Annotated in this window: 14 protein-coding genes; 8 read left to right on the plus strand and 6 right to left on the minus strand. The window is 54.9% G+C overall.

The features are described from left to right. Positions 1 to 26: 26 nt before the first annotated feature. The 4 genes from MKY58_RS05215 (at position 27) to MKY58_RS05230 (ending at position 3,401) form a co-directional block, all read left to right on the plus strand. Complete coding sequence (locus MKY58_RS05215) at positions 27 to 368, plus strand: DUF2294 domain-containing protein (RefSeq protein WP_339323740.1); 342 nt, start codon at positions 27 to 29, stop codon at positions 366 to 368. A gap of 13 nt (positions 369 to 381) precedes the next feature. After that, on the plus strand, positions 382 to 1,227 hold the full coding sequence (gene fdhD / locus MKY58_RS05220; protein ID WP_339323741.1) for a formate dehydrogenase accessory sulfurtransferase FdhD: 846 nt from the start codon (positions 382 to 384) through the stop codon (positions 1,225 to 1,227). A gap of 40 nt (positions 1,228 to 1,267) precedes the next feature. Then, positions 1,268 to 2,278: a GTP 3',8-cyclase MoaA gene (gene moaA, locus MKY58_RS05225; protein ID WP_339323742.1), complete on the plus strand. Its 1,011-nt coding sequence runs from the start codon at positions 1,268 to 1,270 to the stop codon at positions 2,276 to 2,278. 313 nt (positions 2,279 to 2,591) lie between these two features. Then, positions 2,592 to 3,401, plus strand: a complete 810-nt coding sequence (locus MKY58_RS05230) for a formate/nitrite transporter family protein (RefSeq protein WP_339323743.1) — start codon at positions 2,592 to 2,594, stop codon at positions 3,399 to 3,401. Here MKY58_RS05230 and MKY58_RS05235 read toward each other — a convergent pair. Next, complete coding sequence (locus tag MKY58_RS05235; RefSeq protein ID WP_339323744.1) at positions 3,386 to 4,288, minus strand: LysR family transcriptional regulator; 903 nt, start codon at positions 4,286 to 4,288, stop codon at positions 3,386 to 3,388. The genes MKY58_RS05230 and MKY58_RS05235 overlap by 16 nt on opposite strands. A gap of 324 nt (positions 4,289 to 4,612) precedes the next feature. Here MKY58_RS05235 and MKY58_RS05240 point away from each other — a divergent pair, with 324 nt between their 5' ends. Further along, positions 4,613 to 5,638 (plus strand): YeiH family protein, encoded by a 1,026-nt coding sequence (locus tag MKY58_RS05240; protein ID WP_339323745.1) that lies wholly within the window; start codon positions 4,613 to 4,615, stop codon positions 5,636 to 5,638. A gap of 100 nt (positions 5,639 to 5,738) precedes the next feature. Here the strand turns inward: MKY58_RS05240 and MKY58_RS05245 are convergent, their stop codons facing one another. Further along, positions 5,739 to 6,143 (minus strand): hypothetical protein, encoded by a 405-nt coding sequence (locus MKY58_RS05245; RefSeq protein WP_339323746.1) that lies wholly within the window; start codon positions 6,141 to 6,143, stop codon positions 5,739 to 5,741. Positions 6,144 to 6,408: 265 nt separating this feature from the next. Here MKY58_RS05245 and MKY58_RS05250 point away from each other — a divergent pair, with 265 nt between their 5' ends. Beyond that, positions 6,409 to 8,310, plus strand: coding sequence for an ATP-binding protein (locus MKY58_RS05250; RefSeq protein ID WP_339323747.1), 1,902 nt, complete (start codon positions 6,409 to 6,411; stop codon positions 8,308 to 8,310). Positions 8,311 to 8,336: 26 nt separating this feature from the next. Here MKY58_RS05250 and MKY58_RS05255 read toward each other — a convergent pair whose 3' ends face one another. The 3 genes from MKY58_RS05255 to MKY58_RS05265 all read right to left on the minus strand — a co-directional run bounded on the left by MKY58_RS05255 (position 8,337) and on the right by MKY58_RS05265 (position 10,010). Then, positions 8,337 to 8,597, minus strand: a complete 261-nt coding sequence (locus tag MKY58_RS05255; protein ID WP_339323748.1) for a hypothetical protein — start codon at positions 8,595 to 8,597, stop codon at positions 8,337 to 8,339. Between the two features lie 218 nt (positions 8,598 to 8,815). After that, on the minus strand, positions 8,816 to 9,175 hold the full coding sequence (locus tag MKY58_RS05260) for a DUF1634 domain-containing protein (protein WP_212948228.1): 360 nt from the start codon (positions 9,173 to 9,175) through the stop codon (positions 8,816 to 8,818). A gap of 1 nt (position 9,176) precedes the next feature. Further along, positions 9,177 to 10,010 carry a sulfite exporter TauE/SafE family protein gene (locus MKY58_RS05265; RefSeq protein WP_339323749.1) on the minus strand — a complete coding sequence of 278 codons (834 nt, stop codon included), beginning with the start codon at positions 10,008 to 10,010 and terminating at the stop codon, positions 9,177 to 9,179. A gap of 232 nt (positions 10,011 to 10,242) precedes the next feature. On the opposite strand from MKY58_RS05265, the gene MKY58_RS05270 reads away from it, so the two are divergent. Both MKY58_RS05270 and MKY58_RS05275 read left to right on the plus strand, forming a co-directional pair. Continuing rightward, positions 10,243 to 10,698, plus strand: coding sequence for an Lrp/AsnC family transcriptional regulator (locus MKY58_RS05270; protein WP_212948225.1), 456 nt, complete (start codon positions 10,243 to 10,245; stop codon positions 10,696 to 10,698). 100 nt (positions 10,699 to 10,798) lie between these two features. Continuing rightward, the gene (locus tag MKY58_RS05275; protein WP_339323750.1) at positions 10,799 to 11,674 is read left to right on the plus strand and encodes an EcsC family protein; all 876 of its coding nucleotides are present in this window, start codon (positions 10,799 to 10,801) and stop codon (positions 11,672 to 11,674) included. Between the two features lie 17 nt (positions 11,675 to 11,691). On the opposite strand, the gene MKY58_RS05280 is transcribed toward MKY58_RS05275, so the two are convergent. Continuing rightward, entirely contained in the window at positions 11,692 to 12,966 is a 1,275-nt protein-coding gene (locus MKY58_RS05280; protein WP_339323751.1) for an MFS transporter, read from the minus strand. Between the last annotated feature and the right edge of the window lie 59 nt (positions 12,967 to 13,025).

A 13,025-nucleotide genomic window follows, 5' to 3' on the forward strand; every position in this document is an offset into this window, starting at 1 on the left:
TTAAACTTGTGATGAGGTGATTAGGGATGAAAAAGGAAGTTGCGTTTAACGACATCATCCGGAAAGTCCGGAAAGACACGTTTGGCAAAGGGCCTGAACGCATTCATACGACCTTCGTCGAAAACATGGCGATCACCCGGATGTACGGGAATTTTACCCCTACCGAGAAGTTTATCGCGCAGACGCCGGAAGGCAAAAAGATGGTGCACAGCGCCAGAACGCACATGATCAAGGATTTGTACAAAGACCAGGTGCCCGAAGGGCTCGAAGAGCTTTGCGGCTCCCGGCTCGTGCATCTGTTCACGGATATCAAAGTCGATGAAGACGTGGCAATTTCCGTGTTCATGTTCGAAAAAAATATAGAGTGAGGAAGTGGCCGGCATGAATGCTGTGACGAAAGAACGGGGGAGCATCATCCGCTTCGAGCAGGGCCGGATCGCGCAAAAATCCGATCTCGTCGTCGCCGAGCATCCCGTCACGATCAAAATCAACGGCGAGGAATTCGCCACGCTCGTCTGCACGCCCGAGTACATCGAGGATATGGCCGTCGGGTATCTTGCGTCGGAAGGCGTCATTGCCGGCATCGACGAATTGCAGGAGTTATGGGTGCAGGAGGAGGAAGGGTTCGTCCACGCGACCGTCAGCCGCTGGAGTCCGCTTCACCGCCAGCTGTACAGCAAACGTTACGTCACGTCCTGCTGCGGCGCCAGCCGGCAGGGATTCGTTTTTTTCAACGACGCCAAAACCGCCAAGCGGCTGCACGACGTACCGGTCGAGCTGTCTTTTGACGACGTTTTCAGGCTGGTGCGGCAGATGCAGGAAGGATCGGAGACGTTCAGCCGAACGGGGGGCGTCCATAATGCTGCCCTTTGCGACAGGCAGGGCATTTTGCTGGACCGGATGGACATCGGGCGCCATAACGCGCTGGATAAAATTTACGGTTACTGCCTCAGGCGGGACATTCCCATGAACGATAAAATCATCGTGTTCAGCGGGCGGATTTCCTCGGAAATTTTGCTTAAGGTCGCCAAAATCGGCTGCGGCGTCATCCTGTCCAAGTCGGCGCCGACGGCGCTTGCACTGGAATTGGCGGAGAATCTGGGCATTACAACGGTCGGCTTCGTGCGCGGACAGTCATGCAACGTGTATACGCATCCGCAGCGCATCATCGAATGCCGGCCGATGCTGAATCAAAATACGGCAGATGCAGAGCGGCCGGACGCGTAAGTCCGGCTGCCGCTGGCACGCGAAATGGAGTGAGAGCATCATGGAAACCAGTGATTATTTCAAACGAGCGCTCCGGGACCTGCGGATTTCCGTGACGGACCGCTGCAATTTCCGGTGCCGTTACTGCATGCCGGAGGAGGTATTCGGCAAGGATTATCCGTTCCTGCCCCGGGAATCCGTGCTGTCGGTCGAAGAGACGGTAAGGATCGCCAGGATTTTCGCCCGGCTCGGCGTGCGGAAAATGCGGATCACGGGCGGCGAGCCGATCCTGCGCAAGGAGCTGCCGGAGATGATTCGCGGCATTGCCGCCATCGAAGGGGTGCAGGATATCGCCCTGACGACCAACGGAAGCCTTCTGGCCAAACAAGCCGCGAAGCTGCGCGAGGCGGGGCTGATGCGGGTGGCGGTCAGCCTCGACGCGCTGGACGACGAGACCTTCATGGCCATGAACGGCGGCAAAGCAAGCGTGCGCCAGGTGCTTGAAGGGATCGATGCGGCAGCGGATGCCGGGTTGGCCGTCAAAGTGAACATGGTGGTCCAAAAAGGCGTCAATGAGCATGCCCTGCTGCCGATGGTCCGCTATTTCCGCGAAAAAGGCCATATTTTGCGCATGATCGAATATATGGACGTCGGCAACACGAACGGCTGGGACTTGAAGCATGTCGTGAGCAAAAAGGAAATGCTGGAGCGGATCGGCGCGGAATTCCCGCTGGAGCCTGCCGCCCCCAATTACGCGGGGGAAGTGGCTTCCCGCTACCGCTTTGCGGACGGCAAAGGCGAGATCGGGATTATTTCCTCCGTCAGCGACGCGTTCTGCCGGTCCTGCACGAGAGGCCGCTTGTCGGCGGACGGCATGTTCTACACCTGCCTGTTTGCCACGAAGGGGCATGACCTGCGGACGCTGCTGCGTTCGGACGTTTCAGACGAGACGATCGCCAAGGAGATCGGTTCGATCTGGGAAGGGCGCCATGACCGTTATTCCCTGGAGCGGGACGAGGCCAGGCAGAAGCGCGACGGGGCCAAGGTGGAGATGTCCCGGATCGGCGGCTAAAACGTTTAGAGGACAAAAAATCTTGAAGTTCACATTGTTGACAAAAATAAAACGTATGTTATCATGTGTTATGTCAAGCAAATGAAGGGGTTGTAGGCATTGCAGCCGCTTTATTTGAACGATTGAACGTGTGATTGATGCTCCTATAGGATGCGTGTAGGAGGATTAACCGGCACAAATCTTTCTTTTCGGTTCTGGCGAGAAGAAAGGTTCGTGGCGGTTTTTTTGGTTTTCCCGTTAACGCTGCTCTGGTAAGCGTTTTCGGACAACGAAATGGTATTCAGTTCAACGAAATGGTATGGAGGTATGCAGCATGTCGTTTTACACACCGCAACAAATAAAGGAAATCGCGGCCGAAAACGGGGAAAAGAAAGCCAAAATCCCCGTCTCCTCGGTGCTTGTCCTTGGTTTTTTGGCCGGGGCTTTTATCGCTTTGGGATTTCTGCTGGATATTCGCGTCATCGGCACGGCGCCGAAAGAATGGGGTTCGGTCGCGGGCTTTTTGGGAGCGGCGGTGTTCCCGGTGGGGCTCATCTTGACCGTGCTCGCGGGCGGGGAATTGCTGACGGGCAACATGATGACGCTGCCGATGGCTTGGTTTTCGCGTAAAATCGGGTTCGGTGCCGTGCTGAAAAACTGGGTTCTCGTCACGGTCGCCAATTTTATAGGGGCGGTATTCGTCGCTTATTTTTTCGGCCATGTCGTCGGTTTGACCGAAGGCGCTTTCCTTGCCAAAACGGTGGCCATCGCCACCGGGAAAGTGCATGACAGCTTCGGGCAAGCGTTCATATCGGCCATCGGCTGCAACTGGCTCGTATGCCTTGCGGTGTGGCTCGCCTATGGCGCGAAAGATTTTGCCGGAAAAATCGTGGGCATCTGGTTCCCGGTCATGGCTTTCGTCGCCATCGGCTTTCAGCACGTCGTCGCCAACATGTTTGTCATTCCGGCCGCGATTTTTGCCGGGCAAATGACGTGGAGCCAATACTTCCCGAACTTTGCGGCCGTCTTCCTCGGCAATCTGGTCGGAGGCATCGTCTTCGTGGCCGGCGCCTACTTTATTGCTTACCGCCAGCCAGCAAACGCAGAGGCGCTGACGATGAAGGAAGCTCAAAAATCGGCGTAAAGCGACTTCACGTTCAGCTTTAAGGTTTGAATAAACTTCAGCACCGCCATCACAGCCGGTTCTTCCTTGCTTTGCAGCAGGGACAGATCCCGGCTGATTTTTGTTCCCCGGATCGGAATTTCCTGCAGTTCCCCGCTTTCCAGCTCCTTGCGGACGACCCAGCGCGACAAAAGGGCGATGCCCAACCCGCAGCCGACCGCTTCCTTGACCCCTTGGCTGCTGTTGAACACGAAGCTGCGTTTCACGGCAAGCCCCCCGTCCTGGATCAGCCTGTCGCTGTAGGCGCGCGTGCCGGAACCCGTCTCCCGCATGACCCATACCTGATTTTGAAGCCGGCCGAAATCCACGCTTTTTTCGGAAGCGATGGGGTGGTCCGGCGCGGCGATCAGCACCATCTCGTCTTTCATGAAAGCCGTCACCTTCAAGTCTTTCGCATCCACCTTGCCTTCGACCAGGCCGATGTGGAATCTGCCTGCGCGAATATCCTGCAAAATATTGCCCGTATTGCTGATATGGACCTGCACGTCCACCAGCGGGTACAGCTGCGCATATTCCGCCAGCACCCTCGGCAAAATGTATTCGCCGATCGTAAAGCTCGCTCCCATCGAAAGGGAACCCGTCACTTCGTCCCGGAGCATATGGATATCTTCCTTCGCTTCGTCGTACAAAGCCAATATTTGCTGCGCTTTGAGAAATAATATTTCTCCGGCCTCGGTTAGCTTCACGAGCTTCGGGGAACGGTGCATCAGTTTGGCTCCCAGCTCGTTTTCGAGGTTGCGGATATGAAGGCTGACGCCCGGCTGGGACAAGTTCAGCAGCTTGGCAGCCTGCGAGAAGTTCCTCTGCTCAGCCACCGTCACAAACACTTTTAATGTATCGGTAATCATCGGGATCTTCCTCCAGTGTGGTTCGGGATGATCGGTCATCCCTGATTTACGCATCGTCTTCGTCTTTTTGCTTCTTCCCATAAATCGTAATACATAGTTTGCATTTTGCAATAAATAAATTGCGTTCTGTCCGGTTATGAGTTTGCAATACCCCCAGGTATAAACTTCATTTCGCAGATGAACAATACCAAAAGAATTCCGCATCTTCCCAATGATAAGTTTTCCTCATGATAGGGATAGCAAATCGGTATTTCCCTTCCCCGCCGGCCGACTTTATAGTGAGCGTATGAGAACACCGAGTGAAAACAAAGGGGATGCAATGCCATGATTTCAAGGGAATCTGCGGCTCCGCGCAGAAAAAGGAACACAAACGCATTTATGTTGGGGATCGGCCTGACGCTCATTTTATCTTTGCTTGCCAAGGGGCTGTCGCTGCTTCCGTTTCTGAGCATTATGGGTCAGCTGGTTCTGGCCATTATTCTAGGCATGATCTACAAGGCGGCTGTCGGCGTGCCGGAATCGATTATGCCGGGTGTAGGTTTTTCCAACAAAAAGCTGCTTCGTTTCGGTATCATCCTGCTGGGGATGCGGCTGAATTTGGTGGATATCGCCCATGCCGGGCCAAGGGTCGTATTGATTGCCGCCATAAATATTACGGTAACGATCTTCGTTGTATACGGACTGGCGAGACTGTTTAAAGTGGACCGTCCGCTGGCGCTATTGACGGCATGCGGGACGGCCATTTGCGGCGCCGCCGCGGTTGTGGCCATCGCGCCGCTGATCAAAGCGAGAGAGCAGGAAACCGCCGTCGGCGCGGCGACCGTCGCGATCCTCGGCACGTTGTTTACGCTGCTATATGTCGGGCTTTACCCGTTCCTCGGGCTGACGCCTTCTGCGTACGGCGCGTTTGCGGGCGGCACGCTGCACGAGGTGGCGCACGCCATCGCGGCAGCGGCTCCCGGCGGCAAGGAGGCGGAGGATATGTCCGTTATCGTTAAGCTAACCCGGGTCGCGCTGCTGGTTCCCGTCTCGCTGTGCGTCGGATATTGGGCAAGCCGCAAGCAGGAGGGGACGGCGCAAAAAAGCAAAATACAAATCCCATGGTTCGTCCTCGGCTTCCTGCTGATGAGCGGCGTCAATTCGCTCGGCATCATTCCGCATGCTGTGACCGCGCAAATCATCAACCTCGCGTATATCCTGATCGCCATGGCGATGGCAGGACTTGGCCTGAACGTGGATTTTGCCTTCTTCCGCCGCAACGGGGTCAAACCGTTTGCCGCCGGAGCTTTGGGATCCGTCGTGCTCGCCGGCCTCGGTTTATTGCTGGTTCATGTGCTGGGGTTCGCATAATAAAGCAGCGTAAAAAACATCAAAACGGCCGCCGTGATCCGGGGCCGTTTTTTCATGTCCTGCGTTAGGCTTTCGTTTCTATTTGAAGAACGTCCGCATGTTACTCCGTCTCGTCGCCGTCAAAGCCGTTGATCAGGTCGGTACCATGCATATCCTCGATGGTCGCCACGGGGTCGACGGGGCTGTCCATTTGGATGTCGTCCGCATCGGGCACGTCTTCCAGCTCGGTATATTCATCCCCGCTTTCTTCGCCGCTTTCATCGGCGCCTGCCTCGACGGCTTGCCCGGAGGTTGTCTCCCGACGGCCGCCGAGCTCGTCGCTCATGTCCGAATGGACATAAAATTCCACGTCGGCCGCGTCAGGTTCCGCGGAAATGCTTTGCGCCGTTTCGGTGTTCACGTCGCGCAAATCGTCCGCGGGCAGGCCGTCCTCGGCGGGATGGTCCCCGGCATTTTGATAACGTTCATAGGTCCAGTCGGCTTCGGATTTGTAAGGTTCGGGCATTCGCTTCATCTCCTTTTCATGAAATGGTTCCATGCAATGGTCTGGGATTCATATTTACCCTTACCCGAAACGGACGGAAATAAACCTTAAATTGGGTTCGGGCTGTAAAATGCCGCATGCCTGCCGGACTTCCGAACCATTTCGGTGTCGGGAAATTGCGCAAAGTTTTGGAATCGAACATAATGAACCCAAAGAGATATTGCGGAATGCCCGGCGATTTTGTCGGTTGGCCTTACATCATTCGAACCAATTTGGGGTGTGTCCTATGAAAATATCGTTGCAAAAGCTCATCATTCTACTGGTTCTCGTCATAGGAAATTTCCTCGGCGCCATTTCTTTTTCGGCTGTGTCGGCTTCGGCCTCGGGGGAGGGGGATGCCCGGTGGGAGTGGGAGTTCAAATGGAGCCCGCCGCTTTCGGAGCCGGACCAGAAAGACGGGGGCTGGCGGCGGCTTGATTCGCTGCGGGAGCTTCCCCGGCCCGCCCATCATGACAAAGAGGCATGGTACCGGACCGTCGTGCCAGGACTGCCGGAAGGCACTCCGGCATTGCTGCTGAAAAAGGTCTACGGCGAACGGATCGTGATTTATCTAAACGAACGAAAAATTTACGAGCAGGCCCGCAGCTATATGTATGACGTCCATAAAATTTTGCTTCCGTTGCGCCCCGAAGACGAAGGGAAAACGCTGCAGGTCCAAATCGTGTCGGAGAAAGAACGGAACCGGATCGGAATCGGGGGGGACGTTCTTTCGGGGGATTACGCGTCGCTGCTTAAGCAGTACGTCCAATCCAATATGGACGATTTGATTTTGGGCAGCTCCATGGTTTTCCTCGGCGTCATGATGCTGATTCCCGCTTTGTTTATGCGCAAAAGCCATTTGGCCTCCTGGCTGGCGTTAACGGCCGTGTTGACGTCGATCGGCGTTTTGATTTTGACTTATTCGCCGCTGTTATACAGCCTGTTTAACCGATACGGACAGTGTTTTTTGGTCATTTACGACATGGCGCTGCTGACGCTGCTGCCGGCAACGACTTTTTTCTTCGAAAAAACGGTCGGCACGGGGTATAAACATCTGATCCGGCATTTCCGGAAATTCCAAGTCGTTTATTCGGCTTTTTGTCTCGTTTTACTGGCCGTTAACGTTGCGCTCCACGACCGGCTTATCGCCATTTACGACCTGTTTTCGGTCAAAACGCTCGGTTACCTGATCATTCTGCAGGTCGTTCTGCTGATTGCGAGCTCCATCGGGTATACGGCCAAAGGGAACCGGAACGCATTGATTTTTACGCTCGGGTTTGCCGTGTTCGGCCTCACCGTCATGGTTGAAATGGCCTGCTATTTGGGCAGCGGGGGGAAATACGAGCTGTTTTGGTGGAAATGGGGGGTGCTCGGGTTTGCGATCGCACTGATCGCCGTGCTTGGCCAACGGTTTGCGCAAAACCACCGTCAGATTCTCATCTATTCGAAGGAACTGGAAAGGTTCAATACGGAGCTTCAGCGCTCGGAGAAAATGGAGATCATCAGCGAGCTTGCGGCGTCCGTCGCGCATGAGGTGCGCAATCCGCTCCAGGTGACGCGCGGGTTCCTGCAATTGCTGGAAAAAAAGTCGGGAAGCAAGGAAAAGGAATATCTGAACCTCGCTTTGGAGGAGCTTGACCGCGCTTCGGGCATCATCACCGATTTTCTGACCTTCGCCAAACCGGAAATCGACCAGGTTCAGCTGCTGGACCTGGCCGACGAGTTCCGTCATATTGAAGGGATTCTGATTCCGATGGCGAACTTCCAAGGGAGCAAAATTACGTCAAGAATTCCGCCAGGCTTATATGTTCAAGGGAATTCTTCGAAATTCAAGCAGGCCTTTATCAATATCGTCAAAAACAGCATTGAAGCGCTGCGGGAGGAAGGACAAATCCTGATTTGGGCTTACGCCCAAAAGCATGAAATCGTTATCCATATCCAGGACAACGGCGAAGGCATGGAGCCCGCCGAACTTGCAAGGCTTGGCGAGCCTTATTTTTCGAACAAAACGAAAGGCACCGGCCTCGGGCTGATGGTCACGTTCCGAATCATTGAAGCGATGCAGGGGCGGATCGAATTCAAGAGCGGCAAAGGGATCGGAACGGAGGTCGTCGTCCGTTTCCCGAAAGCAGACGGGCCAAAAGGGTAAAGCAGCGGCCGGGACCGCCTTGGACCTTACACCAGAACCTCCTCCGTGCCGCCTCCCCGCAAGTCCAGCCATGCCAGATAAAGGCTGATCGTGGCCGCGATCAAAAACAAAACCGCCGCAACCAGGGCAAGCTCTTTGGTAGCGCGTTGGCTAAGGAAGTTATTGCGTTGGCCGGGGGAGCCGTTACGTTGATTAAGGGAGTTATTGCGTTGATTAAGGGAATGATTTCGCTGGCTATTAGAAGCGTTGCGCTGACTGACGGAGGCATTGCAGTTCTTTCCACGCATGGGTACAGAACACTCCTTTCATAAACCTTGATTCAACCGGATAAAACGCATAACGTACTCACAGTAGATTATGTTCGGCAAGGGGATGCAGTTCCCGCAGCGGCTTAAATTGGACGAAGAAAAGCAAAAAAGCAGAAGAGCTCCTTCTGCTTTTTTTCATGGCATCACGGAAGCATCCGACAGATAGAAGCCTCCTGCTCGCCTGTCTGCTCCTTCCATCAGGCTTTGCCAAGCGCAAAGCTGACGATCAGAATGATCAAAACGATGGACGTGATAACGACGTACAGCTTGTCGCCTTCCCGGACAAAAACCCAAATCGAAATCGCGACCCGCAGCACCGGCGTAAGGATCAGCAGCATCAATCCCACCGTGATCACGGCATAGGGCTTGAGCTCGATCAGACCGCGGAAAATGTCCGGCAGATCGTGCGGGTAAGTGTCTCCGGGGTACCCGCTTCCGCCCTGAATAAAAAGCAGGATGAGGCCAAGGATGATGACGGCGGCGCTGATGATAACGCCGATCCGGAGCCAGCGGCTGACGGCAAGTTCGACGTCTTGAATTTCGCTGTTTTCGTTCATGCTACAATGCCACTCCTTCATAAATCATTTGAAACGCGACATAAAGGAGCACCGGGATAAACAGCATGCGGATCGTTTTGCTCTTCATCCGCTGCATGATCTGAGCCCCGATCGTAGCCCCCGCAAGTACGCCAAGGGCGACGGGCCCGGCAATATGCGGATCGATATCCCCGCGCAGCAGGTATACGCCCGCGCTGGCGGCGGCGGTGACTCCCATCATGAAGTTGCTCGTCGCGGTGGAAACCTTCAGCGGCAGTTTCATGAACACGTCCATCGCCATGACTTTAAAGCTGCCGCTGCCGATGCCAAGCAACCCGGATACGACGCCCGCGCCGTACATGACGCCGAACCCTCCATACACATTTCCTACATTATAAGTGATTTGCTCTTGAGCCGCTTTGTCGTAATAGCTTCCCCCGAGCTTCAGCTTGGCGGCGGCGGGATGCATGGCGATCTGCTCCTGCTGGCCGCCTTTTTTTCTTTTGATCATATTGACCGCCGAATAGACCAGCAGCAGGCCGAAAATGATATACAGAAGATTGGGGGCGATCAGTCCTCCGATAAAGGCGCCGGTAATGGCGCCGACTGTCGTGGCGATCTCAAGGAACATGCCGACGCGAAGATTGGTGATGCGGTCGCGTATATAAGCGATCGCCGATCCGCTCGACGTCGCGATGACGGAAATGATGCTGGCGCCGATGGCATGCTCGATGCTGACGCCGAAAAGCAGCGTCAAGGCCGGAGTCACGATGATGCCCCCTCCCAGCCCCAGAACGGATCCGACGATGCCGGCCAAAATGGAGATCAGAAGGATTTCCAATGAATACATGACCAAGGTAGAACACCTTCCTCTCGATAAAAATGAACCCGATTGCTTTTTCCTCCGTAGTGCTTGTAAACTAGGAAGTAGATTGATTTGACAATCGAATCGATTACCGGTTTATTATACAACGATTGTAAAATAATTAATATACAATCGGATGTTTTAATTGCGATTTTAATTACATTGTAAAATACCGGCAGCCGTTCCGAAGGAGGCTCGCTAACATGGAAGAGGAGGAAGACCCATGCGATTTAAACAATTGGACGAAAAAGACGAAATGATCCTCAAACATTTGCTGGATAACGGCAGACTGAGCCACGCCGAGCTCGGCAGGCTTGTCAATCTGACGCGCGCGGCCGTCCGGGAACGGGTGAACCATCTGATGGAACAGGGGATCATCGACAAATTTACCGTGACGGTCAATCCGATCAAAGCAGGCAAAAACATGTCCGTATATTTTAACATCGACGTGGAATGGAGCCGGCTGGAAACCGTCGCCGAGCAGCTGCTTGGCGACGAGGAAATTACGAGCGTATATCAGATGAGCGGCGGCCCGCACCTGCACGTTCATGCCTTGATGGACGATCAGGAGCACGTCGAGCGCTATCTCGCAAGGCTTCGGAAGCTGGAAGGCATCACGGGCGTCCACAGCGAATTTTTGATCAAAAGGTTCAAGGAGCGGGAAGGCCTATTGATTTAATTTCCCTTTGTCCTCAGTATTTCCGACTTGCAGGGGTGATACCCGAAGAATGATTTTCGTTTGCCTAAAAGGCGGGTTCATGAGAGGAGTGTATAAAAATATGAAAGAAGATTGGGATGAAGACATTGATCTGCAAAAGGAACTGCAGAACATCGAAGCATGGGAGAAGGAGCAGAAGCAGGTCTTTTTCTGGGAGAAGCTGAGCCGCCTTCCTTTTATGCTGCTGGACAAAGTCACGCCGAAGCTGATCCGCGATAAGCTTGGGGATTTGCTCGGGGAAATGGGAAGGTTTATGCAGACCGGCGGGCAATATCTCGTTCAGCCCAAAAGCGTGCTCAAGCTGCTTGAGCAGAATCGGCAGCAATATAGCGGAACTTTGGCGGCAGGGGGAACGATTGACGAACCCCAAGGCGGGCTTACGCTGGAACAGGCGCGGGAGCTGCCGCTTGCGATCATGGACCGGACGGCGGAGGAGCTGATCCGCGGACGCGTCAAATTCGCAGCGGTGCAGGGCGCGACGACGGGCGTCGGCGGCGTGTTTACGCTGGCCGCGGACATTCCCATGGTATTGGGCTTGTCGCTGAAGGTGCTGCAGGAAATCGCGGTTTGTTACGGTTATGATCCCCGCACGGAGCAGGAACGGATTTTTATCGTAAAATGCCTTCAGTTCGCTTCCGCCGACGTCGTCGGAAAAAAAGCGGTGCTGGAAGAGCTTGCGCTGTTCGAGCGCGAGGACAAGGAGCTTCAGGTCTTTTCCCAAATCCAGGGATGGCGGGAGGTCGTGCAAACGTACCGGGACAGCTTCGGCACGAAAAAGCTGTTTCAGCTCATTCCGGTAGCCGGCATGATTTTCGGCTCCATCAGCAATAAAGAGACGATCGGGGACGTGGCGGAGGCGGGGAAAATGCTGTACCGCAAGCGCAGAATTTTGGCGCGGCTGAACCAAAAAAAGGCCATCAACGATTCGGATCGTTGATGGCCTTGCCCGCGGGATCAGGATTTCGTTTCGTCGCTTTCGCCGGACCACCGGTTCAGCTGCTGGTCGGAAGGAAGCAGGAACGTCAGGATGCCCAGGAGCGGCAGGAAGCTGCAAATGGCCATGACCGTATTGACGCCGGCCAGGTCGATCCATTTGCCGAGCACAAGCGCCCCGAGGCCGCCCAGCCCGAACGCAAGACCGGTAATCAGCCCCGATACGGTGCCGATTTTGCCCGGAAACAGCATCTGGGCATATACGACGGTGACCGAAAAGCTGGAGAAGACGATCAGCCCAAGTAGCGCAAGGAGGACGCCGACGCCCCATAACCCGACATGCGGCAGGAGCAGCGCCAGCGGCGCGGCAAGCACCATCGAAGCAAAAATGACGTTTCGCTTGCCGATCCGGTCCGCGACCGGACCGCCGAAGAAGGTGCCCACGGCTCCCGCGCCAAGGAACAGGAAAATGAATATTTGCGCGTCGTCGACGCTGAGTCCGAAATGATCGATCAAATAAAACGGAAAAAAGGTACTGATCGAAGAGCTGTACCAGGAACGGACGAAAACCAGCACGACAAGCATGACGATCGCAAATCTGACCTTGGTGCGCACCTCGGGTTTCAACCGGCGCGCTTGCGCCTTTTTCTTTACCTGGGCTCCGCTTTGGAGCTTGCGGCCGTACCATCTGGTGATGTACATCTGGACGGCGATGCCCGCTCCGGCGACAAGGGTGAACCAGATCGACCCGAACAATCCGAGCGGAATGAAAATCCACATCGTCAGCATCGGAGCGAGGGACTGGCCGGCGTTGCCGCCGACCTGGAAGATGGACTGGGCCAAACCTCTGCGCGAGCCGGAAGCCATATGGGCGACTCTCGAACCTTCGGGGTGGAAGGCCGCCGAACCAAGGCCGACGAAGACGACGGCAATCAGCACCGCCGGATAAGATTCCGCGAAGGCAAGAAGAAGCATGCCCGTAAAGGTAAATCCCATGCCGATCGGCAGCAGCGCAGGCTTCGGCTTGCGGTCCGCAAACCAGCCCACCACGGGCTGCATGATGGAAGAAGTGAAATTTATGGCAAAGGAAATCCAGCCGATTTGCGTGTAGTTCAAATGCATCGAGCTGCGCAAAATCGGGAAGATCGCCGGTATGACCGACTGAATCGAATCGTTGAACAAATGAACGAGACTGATCGCAATCAGGATGCGGAAGACGGTGGCGCCGGCGTCGGTGCCGGCCAGAGGCTGCCGTTCTTTTTGCGGCGCGGCGGTATTGACGGTTGGAACTGACATGTGGACCTCCTGATCTCATCGAATGGATAAGGAGATTATATGACAGATAATGGGTAGGC

The organism is Paenibacillus sp. FSL W8-0194, from assembly GCF_037969745.1.
Taxonomy (GTDB): Bacteria; Bacillota; Bacilli; order Paenibacillales; family Paenibacillaceae; genus Paenibacillus_AQ; species Paenibacillus_AQ cookii.

Coding starts and splice junctions, on each gene's coding strand:
- MKY58_RS05230 (WP_339323743.1), top strand. CDS start 2,592: ATGTCGTTTTACACACCGCAACAAATAAAGGAAATCGCGGCCGAAAAC.
- MKY58_RS05280 (WP_339323751.1), bottom strand. CDS start 12,966: ATGTCAGTTCCAACCGTCAATACCGCCGCGCCGCAAAAAGAACGGCAG.
- MKY58_RS05260 (WP_212948228.1), bottom strand. CDS start 9,175: ATGAACGAAAACAGCGAAATTCAAGACGTCGAACTTGCCGTCAGCCGC.
- MKY58_RS05250 (WP_339323747.1), top strand. CDS start 6,409: ATGAAAATATCGTTGCAAAAGCTCATCATTCTACTGGTTCTCGTCATA.
- MKY58_RS05255 (WP_339323748.1), bottom strand. CDS start 8,597: ATGCGTGGAAAGAACTGCAATGCCTCCGTCAGTCAGCGCAACGCTTCT.
- MKY58_RS05215 (WP_339323740.1), top strand. CDS start 27: ATGAAAAAGGAAGTTGCGTTTAACGACATCATCCGGAAAGTCCGGAAA.
- MKY58_RS05245 (WP_339323746.1), bottom strand. CDS start 6,143: ATGCCCGAACCTTACAAATCCGAAGCCGACTGGACCTATGAACGTTAT.
- MKY58_RS05235 (WP_339323744.1), bottom strand. CDS start 4,288: ATGATTACCGATACATTAAAAGTGTTTGTGACGGTGGCTGAGCAGAGG.
- MKY58_RS05270 (WP_212948225.1), top strand. CDS start 10,243: ATGCGATTTAAACAATTGGACGAAAAAGACGAAATGATCCTCAAACAT.
- fdhD (WP_339323741.1), top strand. CDS start 382: ATGAATGCTGTGACGAAAGAACGGGGGAGCATCATCCGCTTCGAGCAG.
- MKY58_RS05275 (WP_339323750.1), top strand. CDS start 10,799: ATGAAAGAAGATTGGGATGAAGACATTGATCTGCAAAAGGAACTGCAG.
- moaA (WP_339323742.1), top strand. CDS start 1,268: ATGGAAACCAGTGATTATTTCAAACGAGCGCTCCGGGACCTGCGGATT.
- MKY58_RS05240 (WP_339323745.1), top strand. CDS start 4,613: ATGATTTCAAGGGAATCTGCGGCTCCGCGCAGAAAAAGGAACACAAAC.